At 66.2% G+C, this 18,325-nt stretch carries 15 protein-coding genes and 3 tRNA genes; 14 read left to right on the top strand and 4 right to left on the bottom strand.

Features of this window, described 5'->3' with window-relative positions; genetic code table 11:
* Positions 1-7: 7 nt before the first annotated feature.
* The 9 genes from CKW06_RS09560 to CKW06_RS09520 all read left to right on the top strand — a co-directional run bounded on the left by CKW06_RS09560 (position 8) and on the right by CKW06_RS09520 (position 5,264).
* Positions 8-487 (top strand): peroxiredoxin, encoded by a 480-nt coding sequence (locus tag CKW06_RS09560; protein WP_024958630.1) that lies wholly within the window; start codon positions 8-10, stop codon positions 485-487.
* An 84-nt stretch (positions 488-571) separates the two neighbouring features.
* Entirely contained in the window at positions 572-1,972 is a 1,401-nt protein-coding gene (locus CKW06_RS09555) for a PhoH family protein (protein ID WP_005409049.1), read from the top strand.
* The gene (locus CKW06_RS09550; RefSeq protein ID WP_024958631.1) at positions 1,969-2,475 is read left to right on the top strand and encodes a hypothetical protein; all 507 of its coding nucleotides are present in this window, start codon (positions 1,969-1,971) and stop codon (positions 2,473-2,475) included. The genes CKW06_RS09555 and CKW06_RS09550 overlap by 4 nt, the downstream gene beginning before the upstream one ends.
* A gap of 12 nt (positions 2,476-2,487) precedes the next feature.
* Complete coding sequence (locus CKW06_RS09545; protein ID WP_024958632.1) at positions 2,488-3,156, top strand: YoaK family protein; 669 nt, start codon at positions 2,488-2,490, stop codon at positions 3,154-3,156.
* 64 nt (positions 3,157-3,220) lie between these two features.
* Positions 3,221-4,030 (top strand): bifunctional hydroxymethylpyrimidine kinase/phosphomethylpyrimidine kinase, encoded by an 810-nt coding sequence (thiD, locus tag CKW06_RS09540; protein WP_024958633.1) that lies wholly within the window; start codon positions 3,221-3,223, stop codon positions 4,028-4,030.
* Complete coding sequence (locus tag CKW06_RS09535) at positions 4,027-4,953, top strand: alpha/beta hydrolase family protein (protein ID WP_024958634.1); 927 nt, start codon at positions 4,027-4,029, stop codon at positions 4,951-4,953. The genes thiD and CKW06_RS09535 overlap by 4 nt, the downstream gene beginning before the upstream one ends.
* A tRNA-Arg gene (locus tag CKW06_RS09530) sits at positions 4,944-5,020 on the top strand. The genes CKW06_RS09535 and CKW06_RS09530 overlap by 10 nt, the downstream gene beginning before the upstream one ends.
* 58 nt (positions 5,021-5,078) lie before the next feature.
* Positions 5,079-5,155: transfer RNA gene (locus CKW06_RS09525), tRNA-Arg, on the top strand.
* A 32-nt stretch (positions 5,156-5,187) separates the two neighbouring features.
* Positions 5,188-5,264: transfer RNA gene (locus CKW06_RS09520), tRNA-Arg, on the top strand.
* Positions 5,265-6,009: 745 nt separating this feature from the next.
* Here CKW06_RS09520 and CKW06_RS09510 read toward each other — a convergent pair.
* Positions 6,010-6,930 (bottom strand): LysR family transcriptional regulator, encoded by a 921-nt coding sequence (locus tag CKW06_RS09510; protein ID WP_024957584.1) that lies wholly within the window; start codon positions 6,928-6,930, stop codon positions 6,010-6,012.
* Positions 6,931-7,070: 140 nt separating this feature from the next.
* Between CKW06_RS09510 and CKW06_RS09505 the strand changes: the two genes are divergently transcribed.
* Positions 7,071-7,772, top strand: a complete 702-nt coding sequence (locus CKW06_RS09505) for a pirin family protein (protein WP_005409043.1) — start codon at positions 7,071-7,073, stop codon at positions 7,770-7,772.
* Between the two features lie 44 nt (positions 7,773-7,816).
* On the opposite strand, the gene CKW06_RS09500 is transcribed toward CKW06_RS09505, so the two are convergent.
* Together CKW06_RS09500 and CKW06_RS09495 are read right to left on the bottom strand one after the other, a co-directional pair.
* Complete coding sequence (locus CKW06_RS09500; protein ID WP_024957583.1) at positions 7,817-10,021, bottom strand: TonB-dependent siderophore receptor; 2,205 nt, start codon at positions 10,019-10,021, stop codon at positions 7,817-7,819.
* A 131-nt stretch (positions 10,022-10,152) separates the two neighbouring features.
* Positions 10,153-10,848, bottom strand: a complete 696-nt coding sequence (locus CKW06_RS09495; protein WP_024957582.1) for an alpha/beta hydrolase — start codon at positions 10,846-10,848, stop codon at positions 10,153-10,155.
* A 184-nt stretch (positions 10,849-11,032) separates the two neighbouring features.
* Here CKW06_RS09495 and CKW06_RS09490 point away from each other — a divergent pair, with 184 nt between their 5' ends.
* Positions 11,033-12,172 (top strand): MFS transporter, encoded by a 1,140-nt coding sequence (locus tag CKW06_RS09490; RefSeq protein ID WP_024957581.1) that lies wholly within the window; start codon positions 11,033-11,035, stop codon positions 12,170-12,172.
* An 81-nt stretch (positions 12,173-12,253) separates the two neighbouring features.
* On the opposite strand, the gene CKW06_RS09485 is transcribed toward CKW06_RS09490, so the two are convergent.
* Positions 12,254-13,372, bottom strand: a complete 1,119-nt coding sequence (locus CKW06_RS09485; protein WP_005409039.1) for an alpha/beta fold hydrolase — start codon at positions 13,370-13,372, stop codon at positions 12,254-12,256.
* Positions 13,373-13,555: 183 nt separating this feature from the next.
* On the opposite strand from CKW06_RS09485, the gene CKW06_RS09480 reads away from it, so the two are divergent.
* The 3 genes from CKW06_RS09480 to CKW06_RS09470 all read left to right on the top strand — a co-directional run bounded on the left by CKW06_RS09480 (position 13,556) and on the right by CKW06_RS09470 (position 18,324).
* A complete protein-coding gene (locus CKW06_RS09480; RefSeq protein ID WP_024957580.1) occupies positions 13,556-14,902 on the top strand; it encodes a c-type cytochrome in 1,347 nt (448 codons plus the stop codon).
* Entirely contained in the window at positions 14,899-15,825 is a 927-nt protein-coding gene (locus CKW06_RS09475; protein ID WP_024957579.1) for a c-type cytochrome, read from the top strand. The genes CKW06_RS09480 and CKW06_RS09475 overlap by 4 nt, the downstream gene beginning before the upstream one ends.
* 120 nt (positions 15,826-15,945) lie before the next feature.
* Complete coding sequence (locus tag CKW06_RS09470; protein ID WP_024957578.1) at positions 15,946-18,324, top strand: TonB-dependent receptor; 2,379 nt, start codon at positions 15,946-15,948, stop codon at positions 18,322-18,324.
* Position 18,325 lies beyond the last annotated feature (1 nt).

Below are 18,325 nucleotides of genomic sequence, written 5' to 3'. Positions count from 1 at the left end.
GGACCTCATGAACAACGGCGATACCCTGGACAGCACCACCCTCTCCCTGCCGCTGGCGCTGTCCGGTGGCAACCAGGCCACTCTCGGCGACTATGCCGGCCAGTGGCTGGTGCTGTACTTCTACCCCAAGGACAGCACTCCCGGCTGCACCACCGAAGGCATCGACTTCAACGCCCTGCTGCCGAAGTTCAAGAAGGCCGGCGCGGTCGTGCTCGGCGTCTCTCGCGACTCGGTGAAGTCGCACGACAACTTCTGTGCCAGGCAGGGCTTCAACTTCCCGCTGGTCAGCGATGGCGACGAAGCGCTGTGCAGCGCCTTCGACGTGATCAAGATGAAGAACATGTACGGCAAGCAGGTACGTGGCATCGAACGCAGCACCTTCCTGATTTCCCCCGACAGCCGCATCGTGCAGTCCTGGCGCAAGGTCAAGGTTGCCGGCCATGCCGATGCCGTTCTCGCCGAACTGAAGGCCTCCCAGTCCAAGTGAGTCCCACTGCCTACTGTGTCTGCCATCACCCTGCCCCGCAGCAGGCCGTGGTGGTTTTTCCCTGTCCGTAACCAGGAATCGACGATGACCCGAGGCAAGCGCATCTACGTGCTGGATACCAACGTGCTGATGCACGATCCGACCGCGCTGTTCAAATTCGAGGAGCACGACATCTACCTGCCCATGCAGGTGATCGAGGAGCTGGACAACGGCAAGAAGGGCACCTCCGAAGCGAGCCGCAACGCCCGCCAGGTGAGCCGCTTCCTCAACGAGCTGGTGCAGGAATCCGGCCTGGACAACCTGGCCGACGGCATTCCGCTGCAGCGCCCCAACGGCCTGCAGCTGCGCGGCAAGCAGAGCGCCGGCAAGCTGCGCTTCCAGACCAGCCACTTCGACGCGGGCAAGAGCTTTGGCAAGGTCATTCCCGACAATGCCATCCTTGGCGCGATCCTGGCGCTGAAGGAAGAAACGCCGGACCTGCCGGTGGTGTTCGTTTCCAAGGACATCAACCTGCGGATCAAGGCCGCCATCGCCGGCATCGTGTCCGAGGACTACGAAAACGACCGCGCGCTGGACGATTTCAGCCTGCTCTACACCGGCGCCACCGAGCTGCCGGAAGACTTCTGGAAGCGCCACGGCGACGACCTGCGCAGCTGGAGCGACAAGGGCCGCAGCCATTACGAAATCCAGGCGCAGGACGGCGAGGAGTGGTACCCGAACCAGTACGTCTACCTGCCCGGCGAAGACGAAGTCGAACTGCGCGTCAGCCGCGTGGTCGGCGACGGCAAGGTAGTGCTGTCGCTGGTCGATGATTTCCGCCACGGCAGCCACGCCGTGTGGGGTATCAGTGCGCGCAACCGCGAGCAGAACTTCGCGCTCAACGCACTGATGGATCCGGAGATCGACTTCGTCACCCTGCTGGGTACCGCCGGTACCGGCAAGACCCTGCTGGCACTGGCCGCCGGGCTGGCGCAGACGATGGACCAGCAGCGCTACCGCGAGATCATCATGACCCGCGCCACGGTCAGCGTCGGCGAGGACATCGGTTTCCTGCCGGGTACCGAGGAAGAGAAGATGACGCCGTGGATGGGCGCGCTGACCGACAACCTGGAAGTGCTCACGCACAACCAGGAAGGCGGCACCTGGGGCCGCCAGGCCACCAACGACCTGCTGGCCAGCCGCATCAAGATCCGCTCGATGAACTTCATGCGCGGCCGTACCTTCCTGTCGCGCTACCTGATCCTGGACGAGGCGCAGAACCTCACCCCGAAGCAGATGAAGACGCTGATCACCCGTGCCGGCCCCGGCACCAAGATCGTCTGCCTGGGCAACGTCGAGCAGATCGACACCCCGTACCTGACCGAGACCACCTCGGGCCTGACCTACGCGGTGGATCGTTTCAAGAACTGGCCGCATAGTGCGCACATCACCCTGCGCCGAGGCGAACGCTCGCGCCTGGCCGATTACGCTTCGGAGGTGTTGTGAACCGCTGCACCCGCCTGCTGCTGCCCACGGCTGCGATCACCCTCGCAGCCGTGCTCGGTGCCTGCACCACCACGCGCGGCCCGGCCAGTGTGCCGACCGCCGAGCGCACCGGCCAGTCCTGGGTGGTCACCCGCCCGATCATCGCCGCGCAGGTGCTCGACACCTGCTCGCGCGCCAGCCCCGGCCGCGAGGCCGGGCGGGTCAGCGGCTACTGGGCGCCCAGCCGGCAGCAGATCGATCAGCTGGAAGCACAGCTGTCGTCGTTGGAGGCACAGGTACCAAAAGTGCTGGACTTCGACCGCCAGTACGTCGGCATCGAAAGCGCCGGCAAGCGGCTGATCTACGTCAACGCCTTCCACCTGCCCGACGACAGCGGCATCAATCCGGCGCGCGAAGCGATCCGCGTCTGTGACGGCGGCACGCAGTTCTGGGGCGCGGTGTTCGACCCGGCCAGCAACACCTTCAGCGAGCTGCAGTTCAACGGCGGCTTCGGCGAGCTCTGAGGGGCCCCGCCGATGGGAATACGCCTGCCCACCTGGGTCTGGATCGGCGCGGTCGCGCTCTCGTGCGTGGCCGGCATGGTCAACGTGGTCGGCTTCCTCGGTTTCGAGCACCAGGCGGTCAGCCACATGACCGGCAGTACCAGCCAGTTGGGCATGGCGCTGGCGCAGGGGGACTGGCGCGCCGTCGGGCACCTGTGGGGGCTGCTGATCGCGTTCTCGCTGGGCGCGATGCTCAGCGGCCTGCTGATCCAGGACAGCGCCCTGCAGCTGGGCCGGCGCTATGGCGTGGCACTGGCGCTGGAATCGGCGCTGCTGCTGGTGGCCATTCCGCTCTTTGAACAACACCAGATCTGGGGCGCGCTGGCCGCCGCCATGGCCTGCGGCCTGCAGAACGCGATGGCCACCACCTTCAGTGGCGCAGTGGTGCGCACCACCCACCTCAGCGGCATGTTCACCGACCTCGGCATCGGCCTCGGCCACCTGCTGCGTGGGCTGCCGCTGCAGGTACGGCGGCTGACCCTCAGCGGCCTGATCATCAGCGGCTTCCTCGCCGGCGGCGTCCTCGGCGCCTGGCTGTTCATGCGCTGGCAGTACGACGCCCTGCTCGCCCCCGCCCTGCTGACTGGCCTGACCGGGCTGGGTTATGTGCTGTACCAGCAATGGGCGCGTTGGCGGTGTTGAATCAAGGACATCCACGCATGGCGTGGATCTACCTTCCCCTGCGGGACCACGGCACAATCAACCGATGAGCCCGACCACTCCCGTTTCCGCCCTCACCATCGCCGGCTCCGACTCCGGCGGTGGCGCCGGCATCCAGGCTGACCTCAAGGCCTTCGCCGCACACCGCGTGCATGGCCTTTCCGCGATTGCTGCACTGACCGCGCAGAACACCCGCGGCGTCATCGCCGTGCACGTGCCACCCATCGAATTCCTGCGCGCGCAGCTGGATGCCTGCTTCGACGACTTCGACATCCACGCGGTGAAGCTGGGGATGCTGGCCAACGCCGAAGTGATCCATGCCGTCGCTGATGCACTCGAAAAGCACCGCCCGCCACACGTGGTGCTGGATCCGGTGATGGTCGCCACCAGTGGGGCACGCCTGCTGGAAGACAGTGCATTGCAGGCCATGCGTGAGCGCCTGATCCCGCTGGCCACGCTGATCACCCCCAATACGCCGGAAGCAGAACTGCTGGTCGGCCGGAAGATCAGCAACGGCGAAGACGCAGAACAGGCCGCCTCGGCCCTGCTCCACCTCGGTGCCGGCGCAGTGCTGCTCAAGGGTGGCCACCTGCATGAGGGCAATCGCGTGATCGATCGCTACTTCGACGGCGTCAGCAGCGAAGAATTCATCCACGCCCGCCTGCCCCTGGACGCACATGGCACCGGCTGCACGCTGGCCTCGGCCATCGCCGCGCAGTTGTGCAACGGCTTGAGCCTGGCCAATGCCTGCGAAGCCGGTATCGACTACGTTGCACGCGGCCTGCAGCAGGGCTATGCCCCCGGCCGCAGCGAGGTGCTGGTGCTGGATCACTTCGGCGCGGCACCACACGCATGAGCCTCACACCCGACATCCTTGCCGTGCAGTGCGCTGATGGCCATCGCTACGAAGTGATCGCCTGCGTGCCTGCACAGCCCATCGCGCGCCTGCTGTGGTTGCCTGCGCTGGGCGTGGCCGCACGTCACTACCTGCCACTGGCGTTGGCGCTGGCGGCGAAGGGCGTGGCGGTGTACCTGCATGAGTGGCGAGGCAATGGCAGCAGTTCGCTGCGTCCGTCACGCACGCAGGATTGGGGCTATCGCGAGGTACTCGAACAGGATCTGTCGACCAGCCAGGCCGTCCTGGCCGCAGCGGATGACGAAGGCGACGCCCTGCCCTGGATCATCGGCGGCCATAGCCTGGGCGGGCAGCTGGCCTGCGTGCATGCCGGCCGCAACCCGCAGCACTTCAACCGGCTGTGGCTGGCCGCCAGCGGCTCACCGTTCTGGCGCGGATTCCCACCACCGCGTGGCTGGCTGCTGCCGCTGGTCTACCGCTTCCTGCCGTGGATCGCACAGCGCCAGGGCGTGCTGCATGGCCGTCGCCTCGGCTTCGGTGGCACCGAAGCGCGCGGGCTGATTGCCGACTGGGCGCGCGTCGGCCTGAACAACCATTACGCCGCCGTCGGCATGGACGAAGACCTCGATGCGCAGATGGCGCGTGTGCATGGCAGCGCACAGGCGGTGCTGATGGAACACGACTGGTTGGCCCCCACCGGATCGATGCAGACGCTGCTGGCGAAGCTGCCGAATGTGGACGCGCAGCTGCGCGTGCTGTCCGCGCAGGAACTGGGCACGCGCGCCGATCATTTCGCGTGGCTGAAGGCCCCTGATGCCGTGGCTGACAGCTTTTTCATTCAGTTGGATGAAAATTTTCACAAAACTGTTGACGGTACGCGCCGACATCCGCATAATTCCGCTCCTGTCGCAGGGCGCCCGTAGCTCAGTTGGATAGAGTACCTGGCTACGAACCAGGCGGTCGGGAGTTCGAATCTCTCCGGGCGCACCACTCGACAGGTTTCCAGCATCCGCCGCTGGAAATGCAGTAAAATTTGATTGTGTACCGCGCGCCCGTAGCTCAGTTGGATAGAGTACCTGGCTACGAACCAGGCGGTCGGGAGTTCGAATCTCTCCGGGCGCACCATACACAGTCAGCACAACAAGTTCATGTAATTGGCGCCCGTAGCTCAGTTGGATAGAGTACCTGGCTACGAACCAGGCGGTCGGGAGTTCGAATCTCTCCGGGCGCACCATTACACCGAAACAGCAGGCCTCGGCCTGCTGTTTTTTTATGCGTGTTTTTCGGCAGGGCTGCGCCCTGCATCCTGGTAGTGCCGGCCGCTGGCCGGCAACCTCAACGGCCACGGCAACGGCAACGGCAAAAGCTGGCATTCCGTGGGCTGGCGGGGCGGCATGGACACGCAGGACACGCCGTAAACCCCGCTCCGCGGTCCGGCCCAGCCGCTGGCGGCTGTGCGTTCGGGCGCTTGCGAAGCAATGCTTCGCAAGCAAAGCGCCCTCACCCATGGGGGCTCGATGGCGGCATCCATGCCGCCAACGGTCCTGCCTGCCCATGCCGCCCCACCTCTGACAGATTTCCGCAATCTGATGGATCCACGCCATGCGTGGATGAATCTCCATCGAGTTCGAGTATTTCGATAATTGATCGAAGAGCATCCACGCATGGCGTGGATCTACCGTGTCGACCAAGGTCGACACCTACCAGAGCAGTACGCCGTTCCGACAGATCGCGGAAACTGTCGAAGGCGGGGTGGGTCCGGTTGCGGGAGTGTCCGCGGCATGGATGCCGCGGCCAAGCCCCCAAGGACGGGTTTACGGCGTCTCCCGCAACCGGACCCACCCCGCCATCCCTCAGGAAACCAGCTTCTGCTGTTGCTGTTGCTGTTGCAGTTGCTGTTGCTGTTGCAGTTGCTGTTGCTGTTGCTGTTGCTGTTGCTCTGGATCGTAGCGGGTGCAGGGCGCAGCCCTGCCAAACCCCTACCCCCTGGCCATTGCCTGCCACCACTGCGACAACAGCTCCGGCCTGCGCAGGCGCTCGCGCCACCAGCGCAGTGCTGCACCATCCTCGCCGGTCCGCCAGGCCAGCCAGAAGGTCTCTTCCGGCTTGTGTTCCTCCACCTCGCGGATCACCAGTTGGCCGCGCGCCACCGCAGCGCGTGCGCACGGCTCGGGCAGGAAGCCGAAGCCCACGCCTTCGCACTGCAGCTTCAGTTTGCTGGCCATGTCCGGCACCGTCAGCATCTCCTGCCCCATCAACAAGCCGACCGTGCGCGGCAGCAGCCTGCGCGCGGAATCAGAGACCGCGATCGCGCAGTGCTCGACCAGCTGCTCGCGACCCAGCACACCCGGCACTGCGGCCAACGGATGACCGGGCGCGACCGCGAACACGAACTCCACCGTGCCCAGCGGCTCGACCACGTAACCACCGCCACTGGGGCCCTCACCCGGCGCGCCGACCAGCAGGTCGGCACGGCGGTCCAGCAGGGCCTCCCAGGTGCCGGACAGGGCCTCGCCGATCAATCGCAGCCGGGTCGGTGCCTCGGCCTCACGAAACGCGGCGATGTCCGGGCCGAGCAGCCAGGTCGGGAACACCGAATCCACCGCCAGCGTCAGTTCGGTCTCCCAGCCCGACGCCACCCGGCGCACCCGCAGTTCCAGCTCGCGGGCGGCGCGCAGCAGGTGCCGGCCTTCGTCCAGCAGCGCGCGGCCAGCCTCGGTCGACTCGGCGCGCGGACCGACCCTGTCGAACAGCTGAACGCCCAGGTCCTCCTCCAGCTTGGCCACGGTGTAGGAGATGGTCGAAGGCACCTTGTGCAGGGCCTTGCCGGCGCCAGCAAAGGAGCCGCGGCGGTCGATGGCATCCAGGATCTGCAGGGCATCGAGACTGAGCTTGAGCATTCGAATTTTTCGATGATGGCTGTCAAAACTATCCGTTTTTCAAACCCAAGGCGCAAGCGGATACTTCTCTCCAACGGGGAAACACAGCGGCTACCAGCCCACCCCGCCCCATCGAAACCATCGAACAAGGAGATTCCATCATGCTGCAGATCCGCAAGAGCGCTACCCGTGGCCTGGCCGAGCATGGCTGGCTGTCCTCGCGCCATACCTTCTCCTTCGCCAACTACTACGACCCGCGCTACGTCAGCTTCGGCCCGCTGCGGGTGATCAACGAAGACAAGGTGATCGGCGGCCAGGGCTTCGGCACCCACGGCCACAGCAACATGGAAATCATCTCCTACGTGCTGGGCGGTGCGCTGGAACACAAGGACTCGATGGGCACCGGCTCGGTGCTGCGCTACGGCGACGTGCAGCGCATGAGCGCCGGCAGCGGCGTCACCCACAGCGAGTTCAATCACTCCGCCGACGAGACCGTGCACTTCCTGCAGATCTGGATCTTCCCGGACACCGAGAACATCACGCCGTCGTACGAGGAGACCCACTTCGCGCCGGAGACCAAGCGCGGCCAGCTGCGCCTGATCGCTTCGCCGGACGGTGCCGACGGTTCGCTGCGCATCCACCAGGATGCCCGCATCTTCGCCACCATCCTCGACGGCGGCCAGAAGCTGCACCATGCGCTTGGCAACGGTCGTGGCGCCTATGTGCAGGTGGCCCGTGGGCAGCTGCAGGTCAACGGCATCACCCTGGAAGCCGGTGATGCGCTGCAGGTCAGCGACGAAGCCCAGCTGACGCTGGAAAACGGCAACGATGCCGAAGTGCTGGTGTTCGACCTGCCGCTGTAACCACATCGCCCGCGATGCTGCAGAGCATCGCGGGCGCATCTGCGTCAGAACCTGTAATTCAAGCTCAACCGCACGTTGCGCGGCTCGCCCCAGGTGTAGGTGCTGTACCAGTTGAAGATCGTGTAGTAACGCTTGTCGAGCAGGTTGTTGACGTTGACCGTGGCCGACAGGCGATCGTTGAACTGGTAGCGCGCCATCGCATCGAGCAACCAGTACGGCTGCGTGCGATGCACCACCTTGCCCCGCGTGGCCGGGTTGGTGATCTCGCCGAAAGTCGAATCCTGCCAGCGTGCGCCACCACCCAGCGTCAGCCCCTGCCAGGCGCCACGCAGACGGTAGCGGGTGTGCAGGCTGAACTGGTTCTCCGGTTCCAGCGTGGTCACCTTGGTGCCCGCCTGGCGGGCAATCTTGTGGGAGAACCCACCCTGCACCTGCCAGCCGTCGGCCAGCTGACCCGACATTTCAAGCTCGTAACCCTTGGTCCGCACGCCCATCAAGGCACGGTAGGCATCCTGGCCATCCGGTGTCTTGCCGCCGGTGGGCTGGGCGAAGTTGTCCTGATCAAGCTGGAACAGCGCCGCACTGGCATTGAGGCGTCCATCGAAGAACTCAGCCTTCAGGCCAACCTCGTAGCTGCGGCCCTCCAGTGGATCCAGTGCCTTGCCCTGCTCGTCACGCTCGCCCTGCGGCTTGAAGATGGTGCTGTAGCTGGCATACACCGAGTAATGCTCGCCGAGGTCGTAGACCACGCCGGCATAGGGCACATGGACGCCGGTCTCTCGCGTGTCCGGCGAGCGGTAACTGGCCAGGCGGCTGCCGACGATCAGCTTCAACGGATCGGCCAGATCGAAGCGGCCAACCACGTACAGCCCATTCTCGCGGGTCACTTCATTGTTGTCATAGGTGCGCTGCCACTGCGGTTCGGCAATGTCGCCATTCCAGGTCCTGTAGTCCGGCACGGTATCCGGGAACCCCGCCTGCGGGCCGTAGCCGGTATTGGTCCAGCGCTTGCGCGAGGCACTGCCACCGACCACCAGCTCATGCTCTCGCCCGAACAGGCCGAAACGCCCGCTCACATAGAAGTCGGCGGCATTGCTGACGGTCTTGCCAACGTACTTGCCGAGCCACAGGCTGACGCCCTCGCCGGTCAACGGATCAGGATTGCCGGCGGCGGCACCGGCCAGTGCGGCGTCATAGCCGTTGACCTGGTGGTTGAGCTGCAGCTTGGCAATCCAATCGTTGGCGAACGTGTGCTCCAACGTGGTGAAACCGGTACGCACGTACTGGCGCCAGCCGGCCCATTGCGCACCATTGTTGAACGAGCGCGGCATGCGGTTGAAGTTGCCGGCGCTGTCCAGCAGCGGAATGCCGCCCCACGTCGACCCCTTCGGGTCGCTGTCCATCACGTCGCCACCGACCGACAGCAGCGTGCGATCGCCCAGATCGGCTTCCACCACGGCATAGCCGACCTTGCTGGTTCGCTGGTAGTTGTCCAGGTTGGAGCGCTTGTCTTCCCAGGCCCCCACGGCACGGCCACGCACGCGGCCATCGGCAGTCAGCGGGCCCCCCACATCGAGCTCGGCGCGGTAGTCGTCCCAGCGGCCGACACCCAGTGAAGCACTGCCGGCGAAGTCCTTGCCCGGCTTCTTGCGCACCAGGTTGATGGTCGCACCCGGATCGCCCATGCCGGTCAACAGGCCGGTCGCGCCCTTGAGCACTTCGATGCGGTCGTAGATGGCGGTATCGCTGAGCGTGTTGCCGGCGGAGTACGCCGAATTGCGCGACATCGGAATGCCGTCGTACTGGAAGTTCTGGATCGCGAAACCACGCGCGTAGTACTCGGTGCGTTCGCTGTCGTAGGTGACGATGCTGATGCCGGGGGTCACCCGCATCACGTCGTCGATGCCGTGCAGGCCGAAGTCATCCATCTGTGCGCGGGTGATCACGCTGATGGTCTGCGGGGTCTGCCGTGGCGTCAGCACCAGGCGGGTCGCGGTGGCAATAGTGCCGGGCGTATAGGCGCCGCTGCCCTCGGTGATGGTACCGAGCAGGTTGGCCGTGACCTGCACGGTCTGCAGGGTCTGTGATGCAGGCGCCTGCGAATCCTTGGCTGGATCCGTACTGGACTGCGCAACAGCAATACCGCTGCTGCCCAGAGCAGCGATCAGCAACCCCCGGGCCAGCGCCTGCGGCAACGCGCGGCGACGCGACAAGGAGGACGGCGTATGGACAACAGGCACAGACAGCACGGCGGGACCTCCACAATAGGGTGGGATCCTCTGGCGGCGGCTGGAGGGAAGAGAGGGACGCGGCCGGACAGCCGCGGCGCAGGAGTGTACTCCCCTGCGCCGCGGCTGTCGTGCGGAGCGCTGGCGCGGAATCAGCCGCCGATGGCGGCGCAGGCCTCCAGGATCAGCGCGGTCACTTCCTTCGGCTGCGAAGCCAGCGAGGCATGGCTCGCATCCAGCTCCAGCAGGCGCCTGGGCTGCATCCTTGCGGCCATGGCCTTCTGGTTTTCCGGCGCGATCATGTGGTCGTGGCGGGACAGCTGGTACCAGCTCGGCATGTGCTTCCACGCCGGGTCGCTGACCGCATCACCGAAGGTGCTGGCCAGCGGTGCCTTCTGGGTAACGGCCATCACCCGGCCTTCGTCCTCGCTCAGATCCTGGCAGAAGCTCTCATGGAACTTGTCCGCACGCAGCCACAGGTAGCCATCACTGTCAGGTGCCAGGTTCGGCGCCGCCTCCGGCAGGTGCTGCTGAGTGATGCCACCGGGACTCTCGCCGGCATCAGGCGCGAACGCGGCGATGTAGACCAGGCCCTTCACGTTGGGCTCGTTACCGGCCTGGCTGATCACCGCGCCGCCATAGGAGTGGCCGACCAGCAGCACCGGCCCGTCAATCTGCCGGATCATTTTCCGGGTGCGCCCTGCGTCGTCGGCCAGCGAGGTCAGTGGCAGTTCCACCGCCTGCACACGGTCGTGGCCGTTGCGATGCAGTTCCAGGATCACCTTGGCCCAGTGTGCGGCCCCGCCCCAGAAGCCGTGGACGAGGAGGATGGTCGGTGTCGTGCTCATGTACAGGTCTCCGGCAGCGGCCGGCGGAATGCAGACCGTGCAGCCACTGTCCGCGCGTGGCGTTAATCGCTGGTGACGCAATCGGGTCACTGCAATCGTATGCGTCGCCCGATGTCGCGCATGGCACTTGCCGAGTCAGTCTGAAATCGTTTTCATGACTGTTCCCTGGAGCTTCGCATCGCGCATGACGCCTTCATCCCCCCGTGCCCAGCAGCACGCCACCCGCGCCGCCTTCTTCATTCCCGGATTCGCCACCGCCGCATGGGCGCCGATGGTGCCCTACGCCAAGGCCAAGGCCGGGCTGTCCGACGCCAGCCTCGGCGCCGTGCTGCTGTGCCTTGGGCTCGGCTCGCTGCTGGTGATGCCGTTGGCGGGCGCGCTGACCGGGCGGCTGGGCTGCCGCCGGGTGATGGTGATCACCTGCGCGATGATGCTGTGCGCCCTGCCCTTGCTGGTGCTGGCGCCCTCGCCGGTGGCGCTGGGTGCGGCGCTGTTCGTGTTCGGCGCCGGCGTCGGTGCGCTGGATTGTGCGATGAACATGCAGGCGGTCGCGGTCGAGCGCGACGCCGGGCGCGCGATGATGTCCGGCTTCCACGCCTTCTACAGCATCGGTGGCTTCGTCGGCGCAGGCTGCATGACCGGCCTGCTGATCCTGGGTACACCGCTGTGGCTGGCCGCGCTGGTTTCGGTGGCGGCACTGCTGCTGGTCGCGGTGCTGTCGGCGCCGCACTGGCGCCCGCAACGGATCCTGCACGACGGCCCACTGCTGGCGCTGCCGCACGGCGTGGTGCTGTTCATCGGCGTGCTGGCCTTCGTGGTGTTCCTCGCCGAAGGCTCGATGCTGGACTGGAGCGCGGTGTTCCTGGCCGAAGTGCGGCAAGTGCCGCGTGACCAGGCCGGCGCCGGCTTCGCGCTGTTCACCCTGGCGATGACCGCGATGCGCCTGTTCGGCGACGGCATCGTCGAGCGCCTCGGCCGCACCCGCACCCTGGTCTTCGGCGGCATCACCGCCGCAGCAGGTTTCACCCTGGCCACGCTGGTGCCCTCGTTCCCGGTGGCGCTGGCGGGCTATGTGCTGGTCGGGCTGGGCTGCGCCAACATCGTGCCGGCATTGTTCTCGATGGCCGGCCAGCAGCGGGTGATGCCGGAGAGCATCGCCATCACCGCAGTCACCACGCTGGGTTACGCCGGCATCCTTGCCGGTCCGGCAGCGATCGGTGCACTGGCACACGGCACCAGCCTCGGCTTCGCCTTCCTGTGCGTGGCCGCGCTGCTGCTGGGCGTCGCGGCGTCTGCGCGCTCGCTGGCACGACGCGTGGCCTGACAGAAAAAGGGGACGGAGGGGATTAAGTCGTTTCTGGCCCAGCTGTGCGGGAAACGACTTAATCCCCTCCGTCCCCTTTTTTCAGCGGTGGGCCAGCCACTCGGCCTGGGCCGGCAGCTGTGGGGCCGGGCAGGCGCTCTTCGGGTGGTGCTCATCGCGCGCCATCCAGTCGTCGACCACGCCGGCCAGCAGGTCCAGCCGCAGCGGCAGGGTGATGTGGTCCTCGCCGCGCATCTCGATGTAGTGCGCGCGCGGGTTGGCCTGGGCCAGTTCGCGGCCCTGGCTGACCGGAATGTGCTGGTCGCCCTGGCCGTGCAGCAGCAGCACGCAGGCGCGGGTATCGGCCAGCGCGCGCGCTACATCCACGCGGTCCAGATCGACGTCGATACGGCGGCTGGCGGCGGCGATCACCTGGTTGATGTCCTGGCCGCCGTAGCGCCAGCGCGCGTACGACGCCATCGCCTGCGCCTTCAGGCCTTCCGGCTGCAGTCCCATCAGGTGCGGAATCATCGTGCGGATCGCCACACCGGCATTGGCGAACGATTCCATCGCCACCACCCCTTCCACCTGGTCGCCGAGCTTGTCGGCGGTGAATACCGCTGTGGCGGCGCCATAGGACACGCCGAACAGGTACAGCGGGCCGGTTACTTCACCACGCGCGCGCAGCTCGCCGATCACATCCACCACGTCATCGGATTCATAGGTGCCATAACCCGACGGCCCGGTACCGGACTGTCCATGATTACGCAGGTCGAGCGTGACCACGCGGTAGCCGGATTCGGCCAACTGCAACGACCACGGCAGCATCGAATCACCGTTCATCATCCAGCCGTGCAGCAGCACCACGGTGCCGCGCGGTGCCTGCGCGCGGAACGGCTGCGGTACTGCCAGGCTCAGGCCGGTATCCAGCGGCAGGCCGTTCTCGTGGCGCTGCGGCAGGTAGTGGTAACGCGCGCCGTAATCGCCAGGATCGAACACACGCCAGAAGATCGGCACGCCATCGCGGCCCGGCGCGAAGCCGTGGCGATTGGGCAGTTCGGCAATGGCCGCGGCAATGCGCGGACGATCGAGCAGAGTCGATACGCCACCCGGCGCGATCAGCCGATCGGCAAGCGAGGTGGACGAGGCATTGATCGAGGACGAGCATGCAGCCAGCCACAGGCCGGCGCACGCCAGCAACAACAGCAGCAGGCGCTTCATGGGCAATCGGGGAAAAGGTGCGACAGCGTGGCAGGTTAGCGACGCGCGCGTGGGCCATCTATCGCGCATGGATGACGGCTTGATGACAACGCAGGAACGATTCAGCTTGGTGTACAAGCTGTATCTGTTCAGTCATTGATCCGGATCAATGAACGCGCGCGCGGGATTGTCCACAGTGCCGCCATGCGCACCTCGTTCAAGCTCGCCATTGCCCTGGCCGCCACGCTGGCCGCCGCCTACGGCGTCGCCCGCACCACGCCCTACTGGTTCGCACCGCGACAGGCCGCGCAGGTCGACGTCCACGATCCGGCATTGATCGCGCAGGGACAATACCTGTCGCGCGCGGCCGACTGCTCGGCCTGCCACACCGCGCCCGGCGGCAAGCCGTTCGCCGGTGGCCTCGGCATGCAGACGCCGATGGGCACGATCTACTCGACCAACATCACGCCCGATCCGGACACCGGCATTGGCGCCTACGACTACGCCGACTTCGAGCGCGCGGTACGTCGCGGCATCCGCCACGATGGGCAGCCGTTGTATCCGGCCATGCCGTACGCCTCGTACGTGATCGCCAGCGACGCCGAGATCAAGGCGCTGTACGCCTACTTCATGGGCTCGGTGCAACCGGTGAAGCAGGACAACGCCGACAGCACGATCCCGTGGCCGGCCAACATGCGCTGGCCACTGGCCTGGTGGCAGCTGCTGTTCGCACGCCCGCGCACGTTCAACCCGGATCCGTCGCTGGATGCCAGCCAGCAGCGCGGCGCCGAACTGGTGGAAGGCCTGGCCCACTGCGGCGCCTGCCACACACCACGTGGCCTGGCGTTCCAGGAAAAGGCGATGGCCGATGATGGCAGCCGCCAGTTCCTGTCCGGCTCGGTGCTGGAAGGCTGGTATGCGAAGAACCTGCGCAATGAATCGACCGGCCTGGCCAGCTGGAGCGAGGGCGAGATCGTCGACTTCCTGCGTACCGGCCGCACCGATCGATCGGCGGCCTTCGGCGGCATGGCCGACGTGGTCGAGCACAGTACGCAGTACCTGTCCGACGCCGACCTGCTGGCGATGGCCCGCTACCTGAAGCAGCTGCCCGCCCGCGAAGGACGCAGCGCACAGTGGTCGCCCGGTACCGACACCACCACCGCCGCACTGCGCAGCGGCGACTACCGCGTGGCAGGTTCGCTGGCCTATGCCGAGCACTGCCAGGCCTGCCACCGCGGCGACGGGCGCGGCATGCCGCGCGTCTATCCTGCCCTGGCCGGCAACTCGATCGTGTTCGCCGATGACCCCAGCTCGCTGGTGCAGGTGACCCTGATCGGAGGCCGCACGCCGCATACCGCGCATGACCGCATGGCCTTCACCATGCCCGGCTTCGAGCAGCTGCCGAATGCGCAGCTGGCACAGATCCTGACCTTCATCCGCAGCAGCTGGGGCAACCAGGCCAGCGCAGTGAGCGAGGTCGACGTGGCGCGCATGCGCCGGGTGGTGCGCGACAAGCCGGTGCACTACGTTCCGCAGGAGGCCGCACGATGAAACGTTCGCGCAAACGCTTCCGCCTGCTGATCGGCAGTGCGATCACCCTCGTGATGCTGGCCGGCGCCGGCACCCTCGCTTACCGTCATCTGTTCCCGGACCTGGATGCCGCCGTGGCCAGCACGATCGATATCCTCGATGCGCAGGGCAAGGTGGTCGGCCACTACCACGCACCCAGCGCCGAAGAAATCGCTGGGCTCGGCAATGCCGAATCGGTGATGCTCGGCCGCCGTATCCTCAACGAGACCGCACGGCTGCTGCCGGACAATGTCGGCAACGATCTGAACTGCAACTCGTGCCACATGGCCGAGGGCAAGCGGCCTTTCGGCAATCACTACTTCAATACCGGCGGCGGCGCCTATCCGCGCTACATGCCGCGTCCGGGCAAGGTGATCGGGCTGACCGAGCGCATCAACGGCTGCCTGCAGCGTTCGATGAACGGCAAGCCGCTGCCGAAGGACTCGCCGCAGATGCGCGCGATGCTCGATTACATGGCGTGGTTGAGCAGTCCTGTGCCAGAGGGTGCAAAGGTGGCCGCCCCCAGTGAGGGGCCCATCGACAGCACACTCACCCCGGACCCGATCCGCGGTCAGGCGCTGTACGCCGTACAGTGCGCCGCCTGCCATGGCGACAACGGCGAAGGTCGGCGCGACGCCAGCGGTGACATCGCCTTCCCGCCACTATGGGGCGACCACAGCTTCAACATCGGCGCAGGCATGGCGCGCCTGTACAAGGCCGCCGGCTTCATCAAGCACAACATGCCACCGGCGGTGACCCGCGAGCCGCCGCTTGGGCAGCAGGTGATGCCCGACCAGGATGCGGTGGACATCGCTAGCTACTTCATCAACCAGCCACGCCCGGACTTCGCCAACAAGGCCAAGGACTGGCCGCGCGACCCGAAACCCAAGGACGCGCGGTACTGACAGGCAGGCGGCCGGGGGCGTCGGCCGTCACACAACACGGTTCCTGCATCTCTACGTCATGTCGATGTCATTGGTGCTGTCGACACTCGGGGGCTTCTCTCCCCCCAAGGTCCGGTATCGATGCGAACGATTGCGCGCTTTCCCCGTGTTTCGCTGCTTGCCCTGCTGATCGCCCCCGCCCTGGACGCCCTCGCAGAAGCACCGCAGGGCGATACGGGCGAAGCGCGCAGCAGCGATGCGCGTACCCTCGACCAGGTGCAGGTGATCGGCCAGGCCACCAGCTACGCCAAGACGTCGGTGCGCGCAGAAACACTGAACAGGCAGACCGTGATGAGCAGCGTCAACGATGCGCTCAACGAAGTACCCGGCGTGGTGGTCAGCGAGGCCGACGCCACCGGCTCGTCGGTGTGGGGCACGCAGATCAGCATGCGCGGGTTCGTCACCAATCGTGATACCCAGCAGATCGGCACCACCATCGACGGCCTGCCCAACGGCGGCTCCGGCTACGGCGGCGGCTCGCTGGCCAACCGCTACATCGACACCCTCGACCTGGAGACGGTGGAAGTCAGCCAAGGCACCGCTGACATCTCCTCGCGATCGAACGAAGCACTGGGCGGCACGCTCAACTTCCTCACCAGCGATCCGCTGCAGGACAGCCGCCTGCGCTTCGTGGTCGGCGCCGGTGACAACGATGCGCGCAAGTACTACGTGCGCTACGACACCGGCCTGCTCGGCGGCCACACCCGCGCGTGGATCAGCGCCTCCTCGTCGAAGGTGCACGACTGGATCGACGGCACCGGCCACGCCAGCAACGACCACATCGCCGGCAAGTTCATCACCGAACTGGATCGCTGGACCCTGACCGGCTACCTGTCCTACAACGATGCCGACGAGCCGGAATACACCAGCGTCTCACCGAAGGGCTTTGCCACCAATCCGGATCGCGACAACCTGGTCGGCACCCTCACCGGCATTCCGTATCTGGACCAGAACTACCGTTCCGGCTCGCGTGCACTGCGCGAGAACACCTTTGGTTACCTGCGTGCGGCCTTCGACGGCGGCAACGGGTTCAAGGCCTCGGTGGCCGCCTACGGGCACCGCATGGAAGGTCGTGGCGACTGGCTGCCACCCTACCTGGCGCAGGTCAGCGATGAGGGTGCGGGCCGCCCCGAATCGGAATATCTCGGTGGCAAGACCGTGTACGGCGGCAGCAACCGTGGCCAGATCTTCTTCGTCAATCCCGATGGCAGCGCCGCGCAGCGCCTGGCCAGCTGCACCCCGCGCCTGGGCTTCACCGCCGAGTACGATCCGAACTGCTACGCGGGCAACGTGCTGGGCGCGCAGTCCTACCGCCACACCCACTACGACAACGACCGCATGGGCGTGACCGCCGACGTCGAATGGCGGCAGACCTTCGGTGCGATCGACAACACCATCCGTGGCGGCCTGTGGGTGGAAAAGCTGGACCGTTCGGCACGCCGTGACTGGCACCGCCTGCTCAACGTCGGCCAGGACATCGCCTTCGACCAGCAGCCGTACTGGGTGCAGTTCGAGGACAAGTACAAGGTTGACGAGCAGATGTACTACGTCGAGGACGTGGCCCGCTTCGGGCCGTTCAGTGCCCGCCTGGGCGTGAAGCAGTTCTTCGTCGACCAGTCGCGCCGCCGCGTGATCGGTGCCAGCGAGCACGTGAAATCCGATTCCAGGTCCGATCCGCTGCTGTCGACCGGCTTCACCTGGGCACCGGGCGTGGAAGGCATGGAGCTGTTCGCCGGCTTCTCGCAGAATTTCGCCGCCATTCCTTCAGGCGTACTTGGCGAGACCGACCCGCAGCGCTTCCGCAATGTCGAACCGGAGACCGCCGACAACATCGAAGTGGGCATGCGCATCAGCCGCTGGCCGCTGACCGCCTCGGTGACCCTGTACAACATCAAGTTCGACAACCGCATCGTCTACCTGCCGGCGGGCTTCGTCAGCGGCATCGACTACCTGGGCGAGACCGACGGCGTCTACGAGAACTTCGGTGGCGTGGAAAGCAACGGCCTGGAAGCGGCGTTCGGCTACGGGTGGGACAATGGCTGGCGGATCAACGCGGCCTACACCTACAACCGCTCCAAATACCTGGGCAGTGGCAATGCCGCCCGCGATACGCAGCTCGGCATCGTCGACGGTGCCAAGGTGATCGGCCAGCCGGAGAACACCCTGGTGCTGTCGGCCGACTGGCAGGGCGCCAACTGGAACTTCGGCCTCTCCGGACGGTACCTGGGCACGCGCTACCTTGATGCCGCCAACGTCAACAAGCTGCCTTCGGCCACCGTGTTCAATGCCAACATCGGTTTCGACCTGCAGGGCCTGTCGCCGCGCCTGAAGGGCATGGGTGCCAACCTGGTGGTGAGCAACCTCACCGATAAGCGGTATCTTGCGGGGGTGGACGGCCGCGACAACGCCTTCATCGGCGCCCCGCGCACCGTCGGCATCTCCTTCCGCGTGGACCTGTGAG

Source organism: Stenotrophomonas maltophilia (genome assembly GCF_900186865.1).
In the GTDB taxonomy this organism is placed as follows: domain Bacteria; phylum Pseudomonadota; class Gammaproteobacteria; order Xanthomonadales; family Xanthomonadaceae; genus Stenotrophomonas; species Stenotrophomonas maltophilia.
Note: the sequence above shows the minus strand (reverse complement) of the source record. Positions and strands in the feature narration are given on the sequence as shown.